We start from the raw sequence: 18,473 nt of genomic DNA, 5'->3' as shown, positions 1-18,473 counted from the left end.
GCGTCGCGGCGGGGGTGCCAGGCGTCGCGGGCCCGGCGGGAACGGCCGGACGGGCCCTGTGCCGTCCGGCTTCGCCACGAACGTCCGGCCTGCGGCTTCTGTCTTCCGGAGGCGCCCGGGTAGGGCAGGCTGGCGTCCATGGTCCTGCATCCCTTGCTGGGAGTCGATGAAGTGCCCGCCGTGGAGTCCTATCTGGGCCGGGTGGGCGAGGTGTTCAAGGTGTTCGGGGAGCAGGACTCGGGGTGTGTGTCGTACGGAGTGCGGCTGCTCGACGGCGCCCGGTGGTTCGTCAAGGAGGCGGTCAACGAGCGCGGTCGCTGCTCACTCGAACGAGGGTGGGCATTTCACCGGGCCGTCCGGCACACGGCGATCGTCCCGCAGGTCCACCGGATCGCCGTGGGGGACGACTGGGCGGTGGTCATGCCCTGGCGCTCCGGCGAGGTGCTCTACCACCCCACCGCGGGCGGGTCCCGTGACCGTATGGGTCCGGGCAGTCCGATGTCCCGCTTCCGGTCCCTTCCCGCCGCCGATGTGCTGCGCGCCTTCGACCGGGTCCTCGACGCGCACCTCACCGTGGAGTCCGCCGGCCATGTCGCCGTCGACCTCTACGACGGCGCGCTGCTCTACGACTTCAGCGCCGGCGCCGTCCACCTGATCGACCTCGACGAGTACCGGCCGGGCCCCTTCGTCCTCGACGACGAACGGCTGCCGGGCTCACGCCGGTTCATGGCCCCCGAGGAGTTCGTCCGCGGCGCGGTCATCGACACCCGTACGACCGTGTTCACCCTCGGCCGCACCGCCCGCCTCCTGCTCGACGCGGGTGACGCCGAACGCGCCTGGCGCGGCACCGCGCAGCAGTTGGCGGTCGTCGAACGCGCCACCTTCCCCGACCCGGACGACCGCTACGCCGACGTGCACCGCTTCGCGGCCGCGTGGCACGCGGCCGGGGCGTCCCCGGAGCGGTGAGGTCACCGTCGTACCGTCAGCTCCCAGCGGACCTCGCCGTCCTGGAGGGTGCCGGTCGCGGTGAGCCCCGCCGCCGCGGCGACGGCGGCGGACGCGTGGTGAGCGGGGTGCACATGGGCCACGACCGTGCCGACGGGGAACGCGTGGACCACGTGCCGGACCAGCGACCGCGCCGCCTCGACCGCGTATCCCCGCCCCTGCCAGGGCGTGCCCACCACCCAGGCGACCTCCGCGGCCTCTCCCGAGACGGTCGCCTGGACCGTCCCCACCAGGCATCCCTGCGTACGCTCCCGCAGCACCCAGTTGCACCAGAGCACGGCGGGATCGGGTGAGCCCGCGACGAGCCGCTCGTACCGTGCCCGCAGCGCCCGCGGAGTGTGGGGCGCCCCGCCGATGAACTCGTGCAGCGCCGGATCCGACAACACCTCGGCCATCTCCTCGGCATGCTCGACACGCAGCGGGAGGAGATCGAGCCGGGCGGTGGCGACCGTGGGCCCGGTGGCCAGGCCGGCCACCGGCGCGGCGGGCTCCGGCGCGGCCGGGTGGCCCCGGCGGAGGGCTTCGGGGGCGGAGGGTTCTTCGGGATGGCGCACGAGGGGAGCGTACGGGTCCCGGGCTCGCGCCTGCTTCCGCGGAGTCCCGGCGGATCGGCGACGTAACGGCGGATCGGCTGCCGGGGTGCCCGGGAACGCAATCAGCCGGTGACCTGTTCAACAGGTCACCGGCTGATTACTCAGGGTGAGTGACGGGACTTGAACCCGCGGCCACCTGGACCACAACCAGGTGCTCTACCAACTGAGCTACACCCACCATGTCCGGTCTTCGTGCTTCTCCGACCGGCCGAGAAAAAGTGTACAGGGTCCGAAGGGGTGCTCGCGCACGGCTTTTTCCGGGGCCCATCAGGGCCCCGTCAAAGGCCTATTCGGCGGGCAGGACGTGCTTGGCCGCGATGGTGCGGGCGGTGTCCGAGTCGGGGCCGGGCTGCGGGACGAAGACCGCCTCGCGGTAGTAGCGGAGCTCGGCGATGGACTCGCGGATGTCGGCCAGGGCGCGGTGGTTGCCGTTCTTCTCCGGGCTGTTGAAGTACGCCCGGGGATACCAGCGGCGGGCCAGCTCCTTGACGGAGGACACGTCCACGATCCGGTAGTGGAGATAGCCCTCCAGCGTCCCCATGTCGCGCAGCAGGAAACCGCGGTCCGTGCCGACGGAGTTCCCGCAGAGCGGGGCCTTGCCCGGCTCCTTGACGTGCTCACGTACGTACGCCAGGACCTGCGCCTCGGCGTCCGCCAGGGTCGTGCCCCCGGCGAGCTCATCGAGCAGGCCGGAGGCCGTGTGCATCTGGCGCACCACGTCCGGCATCGTCTCCAGGGCCGCGTCCGGCGGGCGGATCACGATGTCCACACCTTCGCCGAGCACGTTCAGCTCAGAATCGGTGACCAGCGCGGCCACTTCGATGAGCGCGTCATCCGACAGCGAGAGTCCGGTCATCTCGCAGTCGATCCACACCATGCGATCGTTCATGTGTCTCACCCTACGGCCCGCCCCGGTCCGGTGGACCCGCCCCTGCGCCCCGCCGGAGCGGCGGATCGCGTCGGGGCCCGGCCCACGTGCGAAGAGGCCCGCACCCGAAGGTGCGGGCCCCGCGCGTCATCCTGCCACCGGACTACGGCGCGCTGCGCTGTCCGGGCAGGCTCGGCCTGCTCGCCGCGTACAGCTCCGCCCGCTCCCGCATCGCCTCCGCGGAGAGCGACGCGGTCGCGCCCAGGGAGCCGGCCGCCGCGGTGCGGCGCGTCTGCATCGGGACCGGGCCCGAGTGCTCCTGGTGGAGCGACGGTGGCGGTCCGACCGGACCTGCCGGGCCGTCCGGATCCGTGGACCGGTCGGCCTGCGGCCTGCGAGCGCGGTACGCCGCCCGGTACGCGGCCGGGGACGAACCCAGCTGACGCCGGAAGTGACCCCGCAGCGCGACCGGCGAACGGAAGCCGCAGCGGCCCGCCACCTCGTCGACCGAGTAGTCGGACGTCTCCAGGAGGCGCTGCGCCTGCAGCACGCGCTGAGTGATCAGCCACTGCAGGGGAGCACTTCCGGTGAGCGAGCGGAACCGGCGGTCGAAGGTGCGGCGGCTCATATAGGCGCGAGCCGCCAGGGTCTCGACGTCGAACTGCTCATGGAGATGCTCCAGCGCCCAGGCGACGACCTCCGCGAGGGGGTCGGCGCCGATCTCCTCCGGCAGCGACCGGTCGAGGTAGCGCTCCTGGCCGCCGCTGCGCCGTGGTGGGACCACCAGGCGCCGGGCGAGCGCGCCGGCCGCCTCGTTGCCGTGGTCCGTCCGCACGATGTGGAGACAGAGGTCGATTCCGGCCGCCGTACCCGCCGATGTCAGCACGTCGCCGTCGTCCACGAAGAGCTCGCGGGGATCGACGTGCACCGACGGATAGCGCTTGGCCAGGGTCGGTGCGTACATCCAGTGGGTGGTCGCCGGACGGCCGTCCAGTAAACCGGCCGCCGCGAGCACGAAGGCGCCGGTGCACAGCCCGACTATGCGGGCGCCTTCCTCATGAGCGCGGCGCAGTGCGTCGAGCGCCTCCTCCGGTGGTGGCGAGGTGATCGACCGCCAGGCGGGCACGACCACCGTGCCGGCCCTGGAGATCGCTTCCAGGCCATGTGGTGCGGTGAGTTCCAGGCCCCCTGTGGTCCGCAGCGGGCCTTCCTCGCCGGCACACACCAAAAGGCGGTAGCGCGGCACGCCGGCGTCCTGGCGGTCAATCCCGAACACCGACAGCGGTATGGAACTCTCGAAAATGGGGCCGCCGCTGAACAGCAGCACCGCGACGATCTCCTTGCGGCGTCGCCCGGACAGCTTCCGGGCCGCGGCTTCCGGCGCGGCAGTGGAGTCGTGGCTCATCCTGCTAAGCCCCCCTCGGTGGTCGCGGCTCCTCGGTTGTGTCGCTCCTGCACGTTTCCCCTCGGTCCTGCACGAGTCCCCCGCCGTAAGACAAGATCGAATCTACTGTGTCCGCTGACGCCAAGGTGACCAGTTCGGTACTCCGCAGAATGTCGACATGGCAACTTGGCGTGAAGCATTCGATCACGAAGCGTTGCACTCGTGGGCGCCACAGGGAAGTGCGCCTTGCGGCAGTGGCCAATCCACGTAGGGTGCGCGCGCCCTCCGTACCCCTTTAGGTGCAGGTCGAACGGGGGTTGGGGGGTCGTTCGAGCAAGGGATGGGCCACAGCCAGAAGTTGGCTGAAAAGAAGCGTAGCTGTACGCGCAAACCGGTCAGTCGACCGGCTTGTTTCCCCCACTGTGACGACCGCCTCGGTGAACTCCCGTGCCGCTTCCGCCACGCGGGTCGGCCCCCGGTCCCGCTCCTCTCCCGCGCCCCGCACCTCCCGTGCTCCCCGGGCCGGTCCTCCCGTGCCGTCCGCGCTGCCGCGGGGTTCGCCGACGCGCGCGAGAGCGTGACGCGCCCTGTTGCTCCTCGGCCAGGAGCGCCGCCCCCCGCTCGGACTGGCGCAGCAGGACCAGACAGGCCCCGGTCACGGCCGCGAGACCCAGGGCCGTGCCGGACGCGCCGGCGAGCGAGGTGCCGTACCAGAGGAGAACCACCGGGACCAGGACGCAGCTGAAGGCCGCCCAGCGGACCACATCGCTCACCGTGTCCGCCGCGGGGGGCGCCGAGGGGCGTGACCCGGAGCGCGATCCGGATCGTGTTCCCGATCGCGATCCGGACGGGGGTGCCGCGTGCGACGGGGAGGGGTCGGAGGGGGCGGACGGGTTGGAGGGGGCGGAGGAATGGGGGGCGGTGTCGGGTCCGGGCACGTGCTGCTCCCTGGTGCTCCGTTGTTCTCCGTGTTCTCCATGGGGTGTGGTTCTCCATGGCGGTGGCTGCGACCGGTTCAACGCGTGTTCGACCGGCCGGTCACTGCCCGGTCGGTGGTGTCCGTGTCCGGATGGGGGCCGCCCGGTCTCGTACGGCGACGGGAGTGCCCGGTACCGGGTGGCCTGAGCAAATTCCCGGGGGGCCTTGCGCAAACCGCCTGTACAGGGCAGCAACCATTGCGTTACGGGCGCCCTCTCGTGCATGCTCCCTGGAATGCCGCGTAAGGCGCGCGGGATCTGGGCAGAGGAGGCGTGCCGCCGTACCCTTGGGGGTATGGGGTTGGGAAGATGTTTCCCAGACACAGCTCTGCCGTTCGTTGTCGTCCCCACCACGAGGATCCAAACGCCGAGACACCCATGGCCGGTCACGAATTCTTCGATCCCGCGGACCGCAAGCGCCCGCTCGCCGATCCCACGGCGGCCGAGCCCCTGGCGGCGGAAGAACCCCGCCAGTCCTGCGATCCCGCTTTCAAGCACGGCGTCGTCGTCGGTTTCGACGGTTCGACGTCCAGCGAGCGTGCCCTCGCCTACGCGATCGGGATGGCGCACCGCTCGGGCTCCGGCCTGATCATCGTCCATGTGGCCAACCGGCTGCCCACCACGGTGTGGGCGGGCTGTGAGCCACCGGTCTTCGTCGACGTTCCCGACCACCGCACCGAGGTGCTGGGGCTGGAGCTCGCCTGCGCCGAATACCTCTCCGAGGTGCCCTGGATCCTGGTCGAGCGCGGCGGTGACATCTGCCACGAACTCGAAGAGGTGGGACGGGAGTACGAGGCGGACGCGATAGTCGTCGGCTCCACCCACGGCATCGTCGGGCGCATCTTCGGCTCGGTCGCGGGACGGCTCGCCAAACGCGCCAAGCGCCCTGTCATCGTCATTCCGTGACGCACCGTCATCCCAGGTGGGACGGCCCCGGGGGAAGTGTTCGGCGTTCTGTGTGCGGTGCGTAAACCTACTGGCGCGTAGAGGTGTTTGTGCCTTTGTGAAGGGCATATACCGGACGCCGGTCCTACGCGGCGACCGGTAAGGCGCAGCACAACCGCACTGGCATGAAGGGAGCCCGCCGTGGACAACGACGTCTCTGCGGGAAGCACCACCACGGTCGTAGGAAGACTCGCGCTCGGCGTCACCCTGCTGGCCTTCGGCCTCGGGTACACCGACTTGATCGACGGAGTGACGGCGGCTGACGCCGTGTCACTGGCCCACTACGTAGGCGGCGTTGCGCTCTTCGTCGCCGGCCTGCTCGCGTTCCGCGACCGTGACACGGCCAACGGCACGGCCTTCACGGGACTCGGTGCCCTCTGGTTCACCTGGGCCGTCTCGGCCGGTGGCCAGGTCTCCGACAACGCGGCGGGACTCTTCCTGCTGCTCTTCGCACTCGTCGTGCTGTCGCTCGCCCTCGCGGGCGGGGACGTGCTCGGCCAGGGCACCTACGGACTGTTCTTCGTCTCCCTGCTGCTTCTCGCCGTCGGCCGCTTCGCGGACAACGGCGACCTGGCCAAGGCCGGCGGCTGGTTCGCCGCCGCGGCCGGCGCTGTCGCCTGGTACGCGGCGACCGCGGCGCTCGCCCACTGGCCCACGGCACTTCCGCGACGCGCCGCCGGCCGGGGAGTGACGGCCACCGGCTGACCTCGGCGCGGGCCGGGGTATTGGGCGGCTCCGGCCCTTGAAGAACGATCCCCGTGCGCGGGTGGTTCGCACGGGGATCGTTCATGTCCGGCCGTCGGCAGGGGACATGCGCGACGGCGGATCATTCGGTGGTGGATCTTCAGTGGTGGATCTTCGGCGACGTACCGCCCGGCGGTCGGCTACTCGACGGTGACCGACTTGGCCAGGTTGCGCGGCTTGTCGATGTCCCGGCCGAGCGCCAACGCCGTGTGGTAGGCGAGGAGCTGGAGCGGGATGCCCATCAGGATCGGGTCCAGCTCGTCCTCGTTCTTCGGGACGAGGATCGTCTGGTCGGCCTTCTCCTGGTGCCGGTGCGCGACGGCGAGGATCTTGCCGCTGCGGGCCTTGATCTCCTCCAGGGCGGCGCGGTTCTTCTCGAGCAGGTCGTCGTCGGGGACGATCGCGACGGTGGGCAGCGCCGGCTCGATGAGGGCCAGCGGGCCGTGCTTGAGCTCGGAGGCCGGGTAGGCCTCGGCGTGGATGTACGAGACCTCCTTGAGCTTCAGCGAGGCCTCACGGGCCACGGGGTAGCCCCGGACGCGGCCGATGAAGAGCATCGAGTGGGCCTCTGCGTACTCCGCGGCCAGCTTCTTGATCTCGTCCTCCTGCTCCAGGATCTCCGAGATCTGCGCGGGCAGCTTGCGCAGGCCCTCGATGATCCGCTTGCCGTCGCGGACCGACAGGTCACGGGTGCGGCCGAGGTGCAGGGCGAGCAGCGCGAAGGCGACGGTGGTGTTGGTGAAGCACTTCGTCGAGACGACGCAGACCTCGGGGCCGGCGTGGACGTACATGCCGCCGTCCGCCTCGCGGGCGATCGCCGAGCCGACGACGTTGACCACGCCGAGGACCCGTGCGCCCTTGCGCTTCAGCTCCTGGACGGCGGCCAGTACGTCGTAGGTCTCACCGGACTGGGAGACCGCGATGTACAGGGTGTCGGGGTCGACGACCGCGTTGCGGTAGCGGAACTCGGAGGCCGGCTCGGCGTCCGCGGGGATACGGGCCAGCTCCTCGATCATCTGGGCGCCGATCATGCCCGCGTGGTACGAGGTGCCGCAGCCGAGGATCTTCACGCGGCGCACGGCGCGCGCGTCGCGGGCGTCCAGGTTCAGGCCGCCGAGGTGGACCGTCGAGAACCGGTCGTCGATGCGGCCGCGCAGCACGCGGTCCACGGCCTCGACCTGCTCGTGGATCTCCTTGTGCATGTACGTGTCGTGGCCGCCCATGTCGTACGAGGCGGCCTCCCACTCGACGGTGGTCGGCTCGGAGGTCGTCCGAGTGCCCTCGGTGGTGTACGTCCGGAAGTCGTCGGCCTTGAGCGTGGCCATCTCGCCGTCGTCCAGCGTGACGATCTGGCGGGTGTGGGTGACCAGGGCGGCGATGTCCGAGGCGACGAACATCTCCTTCTCGCCGATGCCGAGCACGACGGGGGAGCCGTTTCGCGCCACCACGATGCGGTCGGGGAAGTCGGCGTGCATCACCGCGATGCCGTAGGTGCCCTCGATGACCCGCAGCGCCTCGCGGACCTTGTCCTCCAGCTTCTCCTGCTGGGAGCGGGCGACGAGGTGCGTGAGGACCTCGGTGTCGGTCTCGGAGAGGAACTCGACGCCGTCGGCCTCGAGCTTCTTGCGCAGGTCGGAGGCGTTGTCGATGATGCCGTTGTGCACGACCGCGACCTTGCTGTCGCCGGACATGTGCGGGTGCGCGTTCACGTCGGAGGGGGCACCGTGCGTGGCCCAGCGGGTGTGGGCGATGCCGGTGGTGCCGGCGAAGCGCTTGGGGACCTTGGCCTCCAGATCGCGGACCCGGCCCTTGGCCTTGACCATCTTCAGGCCGGCCGACTTGGGGGAGGTCACGACTATGCCCGCCGAGTCGTAGCCGCGGTACTCCAGGCGCTGAAGGCCTTCGAGGAGCAGCGGGGTCACATCACGCCTGCCGATGTATCCGACGATTCCGCACATATACGTAGAGTCCCTCAGCCGTAAACGATGCGGCGCAGCTGCCTGAGCGTGAGCTCCGGCGGCGCGACCGCGCGATATTTCAGGTCCGCCTCGATCCGCTCGAAGATCGACGTGTTCACCAGGCCCTGGGCCTGGAGTTCGCGGTGGCGGCGACGGACGAAGTCCTGGGTCGTCTCGTCGAAGTAGGCGAGCACGTCCTGGATCACTCGCAGCGCCTCGCCCCGGTTCAGGGGGGTCGACCGCGTCAAATGATCAACGAGTTCGTCGTGCACCCGTTGATCCTGAGGTACCGGAAGACGATTCGCAAGAATCCTGCCCGATATCGGGCAAGCGGGTGTTGAATCTCTTATGGGCCGCTGTTTACAGGCTGTCCATCCAGCGTCTTGCGCCGCGTCGATTGCCAGGAGCAACTTCTGGTGCCATGGACACTCCACGCATGGGCGTACCCGAGCAGCTCGCCGAGAAGATGACCATGGCCGAGCAGCACGAGTACCTTCGCGCCAAGTTCTCGCGGCGCAACATGATCAGAGGCGGCGCCGTGACCCTCGGCGCCGTCGCCGGCGGAGCCTTCGTGCCCGGCGCCGCACAGGCCGCGGTCCCGACGCAGCGGACGGCCGCCCCGACCTCGACGCAGAAGGTGGACGGCGCGCTCGTCGCCCCCTTCGGCCGCCACCTCGCCTTCGGCAACGACCCGCGCACCGAGATGACCGTCTCCTGGCAGGTGCCGGCCGCGGTCAGCAAGCCCTACATCCGTATCGGCGCCCACCCCTGCGACCTCTCCCGCAAGATCGAGGCCGAGGTGCGCACCCTCTACACCCCGGCCGGCGTGGGCGCGAGCGGCGACCACACCCAGTACTACCTGCACGCCAAGCTCACCCACCTGCGCCCCGGCAGGACCTACTACTACGGCGTCGGCCACGCGGGCTTCGACCCGGCCGAGCCCCACCTCCTCGGCACGCTCGGCACCTTCACCACCGCGCCCTCGCACGCCGAGCCCTTCACCTTCACCGCCTTCGGCGACGAGGGCGTCGGCTACCACGGCCTCGCCAACGACGCCCTGCTGCTCGCCCAGAACCCCGCCTTCCACCTGCACGCCGGCGACATCGCCTACGCGGACCCGTCCGGCGCGGGCAAGAAGGAGGACACCGGCTTCGACTCGCGCATCTGGGACCAGTTCCTCGCCCAGACCGAGACGGTCGCCAAGCAGGTGCCGTGGATGCCGGCGTACGGCAACCACGACATGGAGGCCTGGTACTCGCCCAACGGCTACGGCGGCGAGGAGGCCCGCTGGACGCTGCCCGACAACGGCCCCGACAAGGCCAACCTGCCCGGCGTCTACTCCTTCGTCCACGGCAACACGGCGATCATCTCGCTGGACGCCAACGACATCTCCTTCGAGATCCCGGCCAACCTCGGCATCTCCGGCGGTACCCAGACCAAGTGGCTGGAGGCCCAGCTCAAGAAGTACCGCGCCTCGCGGGACATCGACTTCGTCGTGGTCTTCTTCCACCACTGCGCGTACTGCACCTCCACGGCGCACGCCTCGGAGGGGGGCGTGCGACAGGAGTGGGTGCCGCTGTTCGAGAAGTACACCGTCGACCTGGTGATCAACGGCCACAACCACCAGTACGAGCGCACGGACGTCATCAAGGCGAACACGGTCACCAAGAAGCTGCCGATCGGCGGCACGGCGTACCCGGAGACCGACGGTGTCGTGTACGTGACGGCGGGCGCGGCCGGCCGCAGCCTGTACGCCTTCACCGCCCCGGAGTCCTACGAGGGCAAGGAGAACGAGGTCGAGTCCGTCGCCTCCTTCATCAACCTCAAGGACGGCAAGCAGGCCGAGACGGTCGCCTGGTCGCGCGTGCGCTACCTCAACTACTCGTTCCTGCGCGTCGACGTGACCCCGGCCCCGAAGGGTCGCCTGGCCACCCTGACGGTCCGCGGCATCGCCGAGACCGGTGCGGAGGTCGACCACTTCACGGTCGCGCGCCGGGCCAAGTAGGCCCTGGGCGGACAGGCGGACAGGCGCGCAGGTGTCCAGGTACGCGGAAGGCGGGGTGTACCGCTTCCCTGGCCGGCGGCCGGTTCCCGCGAGCGGCGGTCCTCGAATGCCCGTTCCTACAGGCGCTTGAGGACCGCCTGCTTGGCCAGGGTGAACTCCTCGTCCGTCAGGACGCCTTCCCGGTGCAGCTCGCCGAGTTCGCGCAGCCTGCGCAGGAGGGCGTCGTGGTCGGCCTCGGGTCCGGGCTCGGGGGCAGCCTCCAGGACCGGCTGCTCCGCGAGCCGGTCCTCCACGGGCGCCGCCGGATGCGGCAGCCTCGCCTGCACCGCCGCCGCGACCAGCGCCATCAGCGGGTCCTTCTTGAAGCCCCACAGCTCCACGGAGTTGGGGTCGTACTTCGGCGGCGCCTTGGTGTCGGCGCCGCGCACGGTGAAGCGCAGACAGCCGTTCTCCAGCCCGGCCGCCGGACGCCACTCGACGGCCGTGATGTTGCCGAGGGCGAGGGTCCGGGCGCCCGACGCGGACTTCGCGTCCTCCGTCTTCCAGTTCCACTCCAGGCGTACGCGTTCGCCGTCGAAGCTCGCCGTGCCGTCACCGGCGGAGGCGGACAGCGGCACCGGCGGACCGGGCAGCAGATAGCCGTCGACCGGATCGGACGGAACCCGGTCGAGGAGCAGCGCGCCCCGGACCTCGTCCACGAAGTACTCGGCGACGCCGAAACGGTCGGCCTCCACCGTGAGCTGGTACGGGTCGTTCGGCTCCGCGAGCTTGCCGCCGGTCGCCTGGAGCAGCGGGTCCGCGCCGTCGCGCAGCCGGAGCCTGAGCCGCCCGGCCTTCCTGCCCTGCTCCAGCGAGACACCCGCCAACGCGTCGAGCGGCACGGTGAGTTCACCCAGCGTCCTGCGCAGCAGGCTGACGTTCTTGTCCCGCCCGGGGGTCAGCCGCAGAGCGTCCCCGTCGAAGATCCACGTGCCGTCCCGCTGGATGATTTCCGCCATGACGGGGATTGTTCCACCGCGTCTGCGGGAGAGTGGTCTCGACCAATTCGAAGGGCACGGTGAAGGGCGCGGCCGAGGACGGGCCGAGGGCCTTCGCCGGGCACCGAAGGGAGCGCATGTGAGACAGCACCACAGAACGCCCCGCCTTCTCGGTACGCTGCTGCTCGTGGCGGCGGCCGGTATCTCCCTCGTCGGCGCGGCACCGCACACCGAGGCCGCCGCTCCGCCGGTCCGCGTCGTCCCGGCCCCCGCCTCCGTCGAGCCGGGCGGATCCCCGTACCGCATCACCGGCGACACCCGCATCCGTGTCGACGACTCGCGCGAGGCCCGCACGGTCGGCGACTACCTCGCGGACATCCTGCGGCCCTCCACCGGCTACCGGCTGCCGGTCACCTCGCACGGCGCGGGAGCGATCCGGCTCCGGCTCGGCGGCAAGGGACTGGGCGCCGAGGGTTACCGCCTCGACAGCGGCAGGTCGGGCGTCACGATCACGGCCGGACGGCCCGCGGGCCTCTTCCACGGCGTGCAGACCCTGCGTCAGCTGCTCCCCGCAGCCGTCGAGAAGGACTCCGTCCAGCGCGGACCCTGGCTGATCGCCGGTGGCACCATCGAGGACACCCCGCGCTACGCCTACCGCGGCGCGATGCTCGACGTCTCCCGGCACTTCTTCACCGTCGCCCAGGTCAAGCACTACATCGACGAACTGGCGCTCTACAAGGTCAACAAGCTGCATCTGCACCTGAGCGACGACCAGGGCTGGCGCATCGCCGTCGACTCCTGGCCGCGGCTGGCGGCCCACGGCGGCTCCACCCAGGTCGGTGGCGGACAAGGCGGCTTCTACACCAAGGCCGACTACCGCGAGATCGTCCGGTACGCCTCCTCGCGCTATCTGGAGGTCGTCCCGGAGATCGACATGCCCGGACACACCAACGCCGCCCTCGCCTCGTACGCCGAACTGAACTGCGACGGCGTCGCGCCGCCGCTCTACACCGGCACGGACGTCGGTTTCTCCTCGTTGTGCGTGAACAAGCCGCTGACATACGACTTCGTGGACGACGTGATCCGCGAACTGGCCGCGATCACCCCCGGCGGGTACCTCCACATCGGCGGTGACGAGGCGCACTCCACCAGCCACGCCGACTACGTGACCTTCATGGACAAGGTGCAGCCCCTGGTCGCCAAGTACGGCAAGAAGGTGATCGGCTGGCACCAGCTCACCGGGGCCACCCCGGCGAAGGGCGCCATCGCGCAGTACTGGGGGCTCGACGACACCGGCGCCGAGGAGAAGGCGCAGGTCGCCCGGGCCGCCCAGAACGGGACCGGGCTCGTGCTGTCGCCCGCGGACCGGCTCTACCTCGACATGAAGTACACCGCCGACACCCCGCTCGGCCAGGACTGGGCCGGTCTGGTGGAGGTCCGGCGGGCGTACGACTGGGACCCGGGCGGCTACCTTCCCGGCGTGCCCGCCTCGGCCGTCAAGGGCGTCGAGGCGCCGCTGTGGACCGAGACGATCGTGACCTCCGCCGACATCGACGTCATGGCCTTCCCGAGGCTGCCGGGGGCCGCCGAACTCGGCTGGTCGCCCGCGTCGACGCACGACTGGGACACCTACAAGGTGCGGCTGGCCGCCCAGGGGCCGCGCTGGGACGCCCTCGGCATCGGCTACTACCGCTCGCCGCAGGTCCCCTGGCCTGCCCGCTAGCGGGCAGGCCGACGGGCGCCCCGGAGGACCGTCTCCGGGGCGCCCGCCCGTACGCAGGGGCTCCTGGAACGCGCCAGGAGCCCGGTGCTCAGAACCCGGCGATGGGGTTCTTCAGGGTGCCGACCAGTTGCAGCGCGCCCGACGGGTCCGCCAGGTCGACCATCTGCCGGTTGTCGCGCAGCTGGAGCCGGTTGAGGCAGGACAGCGCGAACTCGGGCGCGAACAGGTCGAACTGCCGGAACTTGTCGTCGAGTTCGGGCGTCGACTCCTGGTACGCGCGCACCGACTCGGCGACCGTACGCCAGAAGTCCTCCTCGCCGAGGACGCCCTCGTCCGCCAACTGGGCTGCCAGGAAGCGGAAGAAGCAGTCGAAGACGTCCGTGAAGATGGACAACAGCTTCGTGTCCTCGGGGACTTCGACCCGGATCCGCTCCACCGGCGGCGGCAGCACCGCCTGCGGGTCCATGACCGCGATCTCCTCGGCGATGTCCTTGTAGACCGCCCGCCGCACGACCCCGTCCTTCAGGACCAGGATGACGTTCTCGCCGTGCGGCATGTAGACCAGGTCGTACGCGTAGAAGCTGTGCAGGAGCGGGGTGAGGTAGGCGCGGAGATAGCGGCGCAACCACTCCACCGGCGTCAGGCCCGACCGCTCGATCAGCGCACCCGCGAACGAGGCGCCCTCGTGGTCGACATGGACGAGGGACGCCATCGTCGCCAGGCTCTCGCCCTCCTGGAGCGAGGGGACCGGGCTCTCGCGCCACAGCGCGGCGAGCATCTTGCGGTACGGGGAGTACCGGTCGGTGGCCGCCTCGTACTCCAGGTGCCGGTAGCCGACGGCCGCCCGCTCACGGATGATCGACAGACCCGTCGACTTCAGCACCGGGTCGTTCTCGACGAGCTGGGCCAGCCAGTCGTTGATGGCCGGGGTCGCCTCCATGTAGGCGGCGGACAGGCCCCGCATGAAGCCCATGTTCAGCACGCTCAGCGCCGTCTTCACATAGTGCTTCTCGGGGCTGGTCGTGTTGAAGAACGTCCGGATGGACTGCTGGGCCAGGTACTCGTCGTCGCCCTCGCCGAGACAGACCAGGCGCCGCTCGGCGACCTCGGCGGCGAACGTCACCGACAGTTTGTTCCACCACTGCCAGGGGTGCACGGGTATGAGCAGGTAGTCCTCCGGGTCGAGTCCCTGGCCGGTCAGCGTCCGGGCGAACCGCTCGACGGTCTCCGCGCCCAGTTCCTCGCGCACGAAGGACTCGTACTCGATGCCGACTCCCGCCGTGAACGCGGCCCGCGAGCGGTGCGCGGCCAGCCACACCAGCCGGACCGGGCTCGCGGTCTCGGGCGCGTAGGCCAGGTACTCGTGCACCCCGAAGCCCAGCCGCCCGTTGTTGGCGACGAAGCAGGGGTGCCCTTCGGTCATGCCGGTCTCGATGGCCTGGAAACCGGCGCCGGCCAGTTCACGGACCGGGATCCGCGGCTTGGTGAGTTTGAAGCAGGTGCCCGAGAGGGTGGAGGAGATCTCCTCCAGGTAGACGGGCAGAACCTCGTCGCTCAGCCCCAGCGCCTCCTTCAGCTCGATGAAGAAGTCCAGTGCGGACAGCGGGAGTTCGCTGCCGTCGCGGTGCCGGGTGATCGACTCGGCGTCCACCTGCCAGTGGTCGAGGGAGCGCAGCACGGCGGTGAAGCGGTAGCTCGTCAGCCCGTCGTCGCCGCGGACCTCGTACCGGCCGTCCGGCAGGCTCTGCGGGGTGATCAGCCGCTCGTGGGCGAACTCGGCGAGCGCCTTGCGCACGAGGAGGCGGTTGGCGAGGGCCCAGCGCTCGGGGGAGAGGTGGGCGACGCTCTCGGCGTGGCTCATGCCGCCACCGCCTTCGTGAACTGCTCCCGGGTGCAGAAGCTCAACAGCGCCTTCTTCTCCGGCTTCTGGATCTCCCGCTCGGGCACGAAGCCGACGGCCTCGTTGAGGGCGTGCACGGCCGTGTTGCCCACGTCGGGCTCGACGACGACCCGGCGGGTCGCCGGGTCGGCGAACAGGGTCTCCATCACCGCGGTGATCACGGCCCGGGTGAAGCCGTGCACGGGCGTGTCGCTCGGCGCGACCAGGAAGTGCATGCCGACATCGCCCGGCTCCGGCTCGTACAGCCCGACGAGTTCGACGTACCCGGGGTCGTAGCGCTCCATCAGGAAGACGGGCTCGCCGTCCAGCAGTCCGATGAACGCGTCGTGGTGCTCGCTCGCCGCGATGGCCATGTACTCGCGCTCCACGTCGTGCAGTCTCGCCTCCTGCATCATCCAGAAGGCGGACTTGGGGTGGGTCACCCACCCGTGCAGCAGTGGGGCGTCCTCGACGGGGTCGAGGGGGCGGACCGTGAAGGTGCCGATGGCGGTGGCGGTGGTCATATGGCGAACTCCTGGAACGCGATGGTCTTCTCGACCGGGTAGTACTCGGTGCCGAGCAGCTCACGGATGATGGACGCGTTGCGGTACGGGCCCATGCCGAGGTCCGGTGAGGTGATCGAGTGGGTGTGGACGCCCGCGTTCTGCAGGAAGATCCCGCTCCCCGTGGTGTCGATGGCGTAGTTGCGGGCCACGTCGAAGTTGCCCCGGCTGTCGTAGCGGAGCCGGTCGCGGACCGGTGCGAGGAACGCGGGCTCGGCGTAGCGGTAGCCCGTGGCCAGGATCAGGCCCGCCGAGCTCAGCTCGTAGTCCTTGCCCTGTTCCTGCTGGCGGAGGCCGAGCGTGTACGTGCCCTCGTCGTAACGCGCGCTTTCGAGCGAGGAGTTGGTGAGGAGCCGGGCGGGAACCGGGCCGCCGAGGTTCTTCTGGTAGAGCAGGTCGAAGATCTCGTTGATCAGTTCCCCGTCGATGCCCTTGAACAGGCCCTTCTGTTCCGACCGGAGGCGGTAGCGGGTCGCTTCGGGAAGCGCGTGGAAGTAGTCGATGTACTCCGGGGAGGTCATCTCCAGGGTCAGCTTGGTGTATTCGAGGGGGAAGAAGCGCGGCGAGCGGGTCACCCAGTTCAGCCGGTAGCCGTGGACGTCGATCTCGCTCAGCAGGTCGTAGAAGATCTCGGCGGCGGACTGGCCGCTGCCGACCAGGGTGATCGAGTCCTTGGCCTGGAGCTCCCGCTTGTGCTGCGTGTAGCGGGAGTTGTGGATGAAGTCGCCGCCGAGTTCCGAGCAGGCGTCCGGGACGTGGGGCGAGGTGCCGGTGCCGAGGACCAGGTGCCGGGCGCGGAACACCTCGCCGGCCTCGGTCCGTACGGAGTACACCTCGTCCTCGTAGGTCACCTCCGCGACCGTCGTGGAGAAGCGGACGCTGCTCAGCTTGTCCGCTGCCCAGCGGCAGTAGTCGTCGTACTCGACCCGCAGCGGGTAGAAGTTCTCACGGATGTAGAACGAGTAGAGACGGCCCGATTCCTTCAGGTAGTTGAGGAAGGAGTAGGGGGAGGTCGGGTCGGCGAGGGTGACCAGGTCCGACATGAAGGGAGTCTGGAGGTGCGCGCCCTCCAGGAACATGCCGGAGTGCCACTCGAAGTGGGGTTTCGACTCCAGGAACACGCCGTTCAGTTCGGCGATCGGCTCGGTCAGGCAGGCGAGGCCGAGATTGAAGGGCCCGAGCCCGATGCCCACGAAGTCGTAGGTCGTGTTCGTGGATTCAGCAAGCGCGGTCAAGGGACTCTCCCAGGTACTGCTCGGCGTGGCCGGCGATCAGATCGAGGACGGCGGCGATGTCGTCCGTCGTGGTCTCGGGGTTGAGCAACGTGAACTTCAGGTAGTGGCGTCCGCCGACCTTGGTGCCCGCGACGACGGCGTCGCCGGAGGCGAACAGGGCTTTGCGGGCGTACAGGTTGGCGCGGTCGATCTCGGCGGGGTCGGTGACGGCGGCCGGGATGTACCGGTAGACGAGGGTGGAGAGCGAGGGCTGCACGACGACGTCGAAGCGCGGGTCGGCGGCGAGCAGTTCCCAGCCCTCCGCGGCCAGGGCGCAGACCTCGTCGAAGAGTTCGCCGATGCCGTCGGCGCCCATCACGCGAAGCGTCATCCACAGCTTCAGCGCGTCGAAGCGGCGGGTGGTCTGGAGGGACTTGTCGACCTGGTTGGGGATGCGCTCCTGGACCATGCGGCGCGGGTTGAGGTACTCCGCGTGGTAGGTGGCATGGCGCAGTGTCGAGGCGTCCCGGACCAGCACGGCCGAGGAACTCACGGGCTGGAAGAAGGACTTGTGGTAGTCGACGGTGACGGAGTCGGCCCGCTCGATGCCGTCGATACGGTTCCGGTTCTTCAGCGAGGCGAGCAGCCCGCAGCCGTAGGCGGCGTCCACGTGCATCCAGGCGCCGAACTGGGAGCAGAGCTCCGCGATCTCGGGCAGCGGGTCGATGGAGCCGAAGTCGGTGGTGCCCGCGGTGGCGACGACGGCCATCGGGACGAGGCCGTCCTGCCTGCAGCGTTCCAGCTCGCGGGCGAGGGCGACGGTCTGCATGCGCTTGTCGTGGTCGACGGGGATCAAGACGACGGCGTCGGCGCCGAGTCCGAGGAGTTTGGCCGACTTCTTGACGCTGAAGTGGCTGACCTCGGAGGCGAAGATCCGCAGTTTGCCGAGGTCGGCCCCCGTTCCCTCACCCTCCCAGCCTTCGCCGCCGGGCTTGGCCTCCTCGCGGGCCAGCAGCAGGGCCTGGAGGTTGGACTGGCTGCCGCCGCTGGTGAACACACCGTCGGCGGCCGGGCCGAGGCCGATCCGCTCGTTGGTCCAGTCGATGAGCTTGCGCTCGATGAGGGTGCCGCCGGCCGACTGGTCCCAGGTGTCCAGTGAGGAGTTGACGGCGGAGAGGACAGCCTCGCCGAGCACGGCCGGGATGACGACCGGGCAGTTGAGGTGGGCGAGGTAGCGGGGGTGGTGGAAGTAGATCGCGTCCTGGAGGTAGACCTCTTCCAGCTCGTCGAGGACGGCCGTGGTGTCGTGCAGGGGCTTGTCGAGGTCGATCCGCTCGATGCGGGGAGCGAGGTCGTCGACCGTGACACCCGTGAACGGGCGGTCGGTGGTGGCGAGTCTGGCCGCCACCCGCTCGACGCCTTCGGTCACGGAGCGGCGGTACCGGTCCGCGGTGGTGTCATTGAGCAGGTGCGAGCGCATGTGGGGGTCCTCCGTGCGGGGGAGAGTCCGAGCGGGACAGGAGAAGGGGCGAAGTCGCGACGTTCAACTTAGGTTAGCCTAACCTAAGTCGATCGTGCGACCCCGCCCCACCTGGGTCTTCTTGACGCACGCCCCGGGACCGGCGCCGGACCGTTCCG

General features: G+C 69.9%; 16 protein-coding genes and 1 tRNA gene. 5 read left to right on the top strand and 12 right to left on the bottom strand.

The features are described 5' to 3' along the window. The first annotated feature begins 138 nt into the window (after nucleotides 1-138). The gene (locus N4G66_RS09620; RefSeq protein ID WP_261703583.1) at nucleotides 139-966 is read left to right on the top strand and encodes a serine/threonine protein kinase; all 828 of its coding nucleotides are present in this window, start codon (nucleotides 139-141) and stop codon (nucleotides 964-966) included. A 2-nt stretch (nucleotides 967-968) separates the two neighbouring features. Here the strand turns inward: N4G66_RS09620 and N4G66_RS09615 are convergent, their stop codons facing one another. The 5 genes from N4G66_RS09615 to N4G66_RS09595 all read right to left on the bottom strand — a co-directional run bounded on the left by N4G66_RS09615 (nucleotide 969) and on the right by N4G66_RS09595 (nucleotide 4,623). Then, nucleotides 969-1,481 carry a GNAT family N-acetyltransferase gene (locus N4G66_RS09615; protein WP_391858787.1) on the bottom strand — a complete coding sequence of 171 codons (513 nt, stop codon included), beginning with the start codon at nucleotides 1,479-1,481 and terminating at the stop codon, nucleotides 969-971. 222 nt (nucleotides 1,482-1,703) lie between these two features. Further along, nucleotides 1,704-1,776: transfer RNA gene (locus N4G66_RS09610), tRNA-His, on the bottom strand. 108 nt (nucleotides 1,777-1,884) lie between these two features. Continuing rightward, on the bottom strand, nucleotides 1,885-2,487 hold the full coding sequence (gene orn / locus N4G66_RS09605; protein WP_261703582.1) for an oligoribonuclease: 603 nt from the start codon (nucleotides 2,485-2,487) through the stop codon (nucleotides 1,885-1,887). A gap of 142 nt (nucleotides 2,488-2,629) precedes the next feature. Next, complete coding sequence (locus N4G66_RS09600; protein WP_261703581.1) at nucleotides 2,630-3,871, bottom strand: helix-turn-helix domain-containing protein; 1,242 nt, start codon at nucleotides 3,869-3,871, stop codon at nucleotides 2,630-2,632. Between the two features lie 374 nt (nucleotides 3,872-4,245). Then, on the bottom strand, nucleotides 4,246-4,623 hold the full coding sequence (locus N4G66_RS09595; RefSeq protein WP_261703580.1) for a hypothetical protein: 378 nt from the start codon (nucleotides 4,621-4,623) through the stop codon (nucleotides 4,246-4,248). A gap of 582 nt (nucleotides 4,624-5,205) precedes the next feature. Here N4G66_RS09595 and N4G66_RS09590 point away from each other — a divergent pair. Together N4G66_RS09590 and N4G66_RS09585 are read left to right on the top strand one after the other, a co-directional pair. After that, on the top strand, nucleotides 5,206-5,733 hold the full coding sequence (locus N4G66_RS09590) for a universal stress protein (RefSeq protein WP_261703579.1): 528 nt from the start codon (nucleotides 5,206-5,208) through the stop codon (nucleotides 5,731-5,733). A 180-nt stretch (nucleotides 5,734-5,913) separates the two neighbouring features. Continuing rightward, on the top strand, nucleotides 5,914-6,477 hold the full coding sequence (locus N4G66_RS09585) for a GPR1/FUN34/YaaH family transporter (protein ID WP_261703578.1): 564 nt from the start codon (nucleotides 5,914-5,916) through the stop codon (nucleotides 6,475-6,477). 179 nt (nucleotides 6,478-6,656) lie between these two features. Here N4G66_RS09585 and glmS read toward each other — a convergent pair whose 3' ends face one another. Both glmS and N4G66_RS09575 read right to left on the bottom strand, forming a co-directional pair. Then, complete coding sequence (gene glmS, locus N4G66_RS09580; protein WP_261703577.1) at nucleotides 6,657-8,474, bottom strand: glutamine--fructose-6-phosphate transaminase (isomerizing); 1,818 nt, start codon at nucleotides 8,472-8,474, stop codon at nucleotides 6,657-6,659. Between the two features lie 14 nt (nucleotides 8,475-8,488). Continuing rightward, a complete protein-coding gene (locus N4G66_RS09575; RefSeq protein WP_261703576.1) occupies nucleotides 8,489-8,746 on the bottom strand; it encodes a hypothetical protein in 258 nt (85 codons plus the stop codon). Nucleotides 8,747-8,895: 149 nt separating this feature from the next. On the opposite strand from N4G66_RS09575, the gene N4G66_RS09570 reads away from it, so the two are divergent. After that, complete coding sequence (locus N4G66_RS09570; RefSeq protein WP_261703575.1) at nucleotides 8,896-10,479, top strand: purple acid phosphatase family protein; 1,584 nt, start codon at nucleotides 8,896-8,898, stop codon at nucleotides 10,477-10,479. Nucleotides 10,480-10,595: 116 nt separating this feature from the next. Here the strand turns inward: N4G66_RS09570 and N4G66_RS09565 are convergent, their stop codons facing one another. Beyond that, entirely contained in the window at nucleotides 10,596-11,477 is an 882-nt protein-coding gene (locus N4G66_RS09565; RefSeq protein WP_261703574.1) for a DUF4429 domain-containing protein, read from the bottom strand. 118 nt (nucleotides 11,478-11,595) lie between these two features. Here N4G66_RS09565 and N4G66_RS09560 point away from each other — a divergent pair, with 118 nt between their 5' ends. After that, a complete protein-coding gene (locus N4G66_RS09560) occupies nucleotides 11,596-13,179 on the top strand; it encodes a beta-N-acetylhexosaminidase (protein ID WP_261703573.1) in 1,584 nt (527 codons plus the stop codon). 88 nt (nucleotides 13,180-13,267) lie between these two features. Here the strand turns inward: N4G66_RS09560 and N4G66_RS09555 are convergent, their stop codons facing one another. From N4G66_RS09555 to desA, 4 genes are read right to left on the bottom strand one after another with little or no spacing between them, the layout of a single operon-like run. Then, a complete protein-coding gene (locus tag N4G66_RS09555; RefSeq protein WP_261703572.1) occupies nucleotides 13,268-15,040 on the bottom strand; it encodes an IucA/IucC family protein in 1,773 nt (590 codons plus the stop codon). Next, nucleotides 15,037-15,582, bottom strand: a complete 546-nt coding sequence (locus N4G66_RS09550; RefSeq protein ID WP_261703571.1) for a GNAT family N-acetyltransferase — start codon at nucleotides 15,580-15,582, stop codon at nucleotides 15,037-15,039. Before N4G66_RS09550 ends, N4G66_RS09555 begins: the two co-directional genes overlap by 4 nt. Then, nucleotides 15,579-16,856, bottom strand: coding sequence for a lysine N(6)-hydroxylase/L-ornithine N(5)-oxygenase family protein (locus tag N4G66_RS09545; protein ID WP_261703570.1), 1,278 nt, complete (start codon nucleotides 16,854-16,856; stop codon nucleotides 15,579-15,581). The genes N4G66_RS09550 and N4G66_RS09545 overlap by 4 nt, the downstream gene beginning before the upstream one ends. After that, nucleotides 16,840-18,315 carry a lysine decarboxylase DesA gene (gene desA, locus N4G66_RS09540; RefSeq protein ID WP_261703569.1) on the bottom strand — a complete coding sequence of 492 codons (1,476 nt, stop codon included), beginning with the start codon at nucleotides 18,313-18,315 and terminating at the stop codon, nucleotides 16,840-16,842. The genes N4G66_RS09545 and desA overlap by 17 nt, the downstream gene beginning before the upstream one ends. Nucleotides 18,316-18,473 lie beyond the last annotated feature (158 nt).

This window comes from Streptomyces rhizosphaerihabitans (genome assembly GCF_025399795.1).
Taxonomy (GTDB): domain Bacteria; phylum Actinomycetota; class Actinomycetes; order Streptomycetales; family Streptomycetaceae; genus Streptomyces; species Streptomyces rhizosphaerihabitans.
The sequence above is the reverse complement of the archived record's forward strand: the minus strand, read 5'-3'. Positions and strand labels throughout refer to the sequence as shown.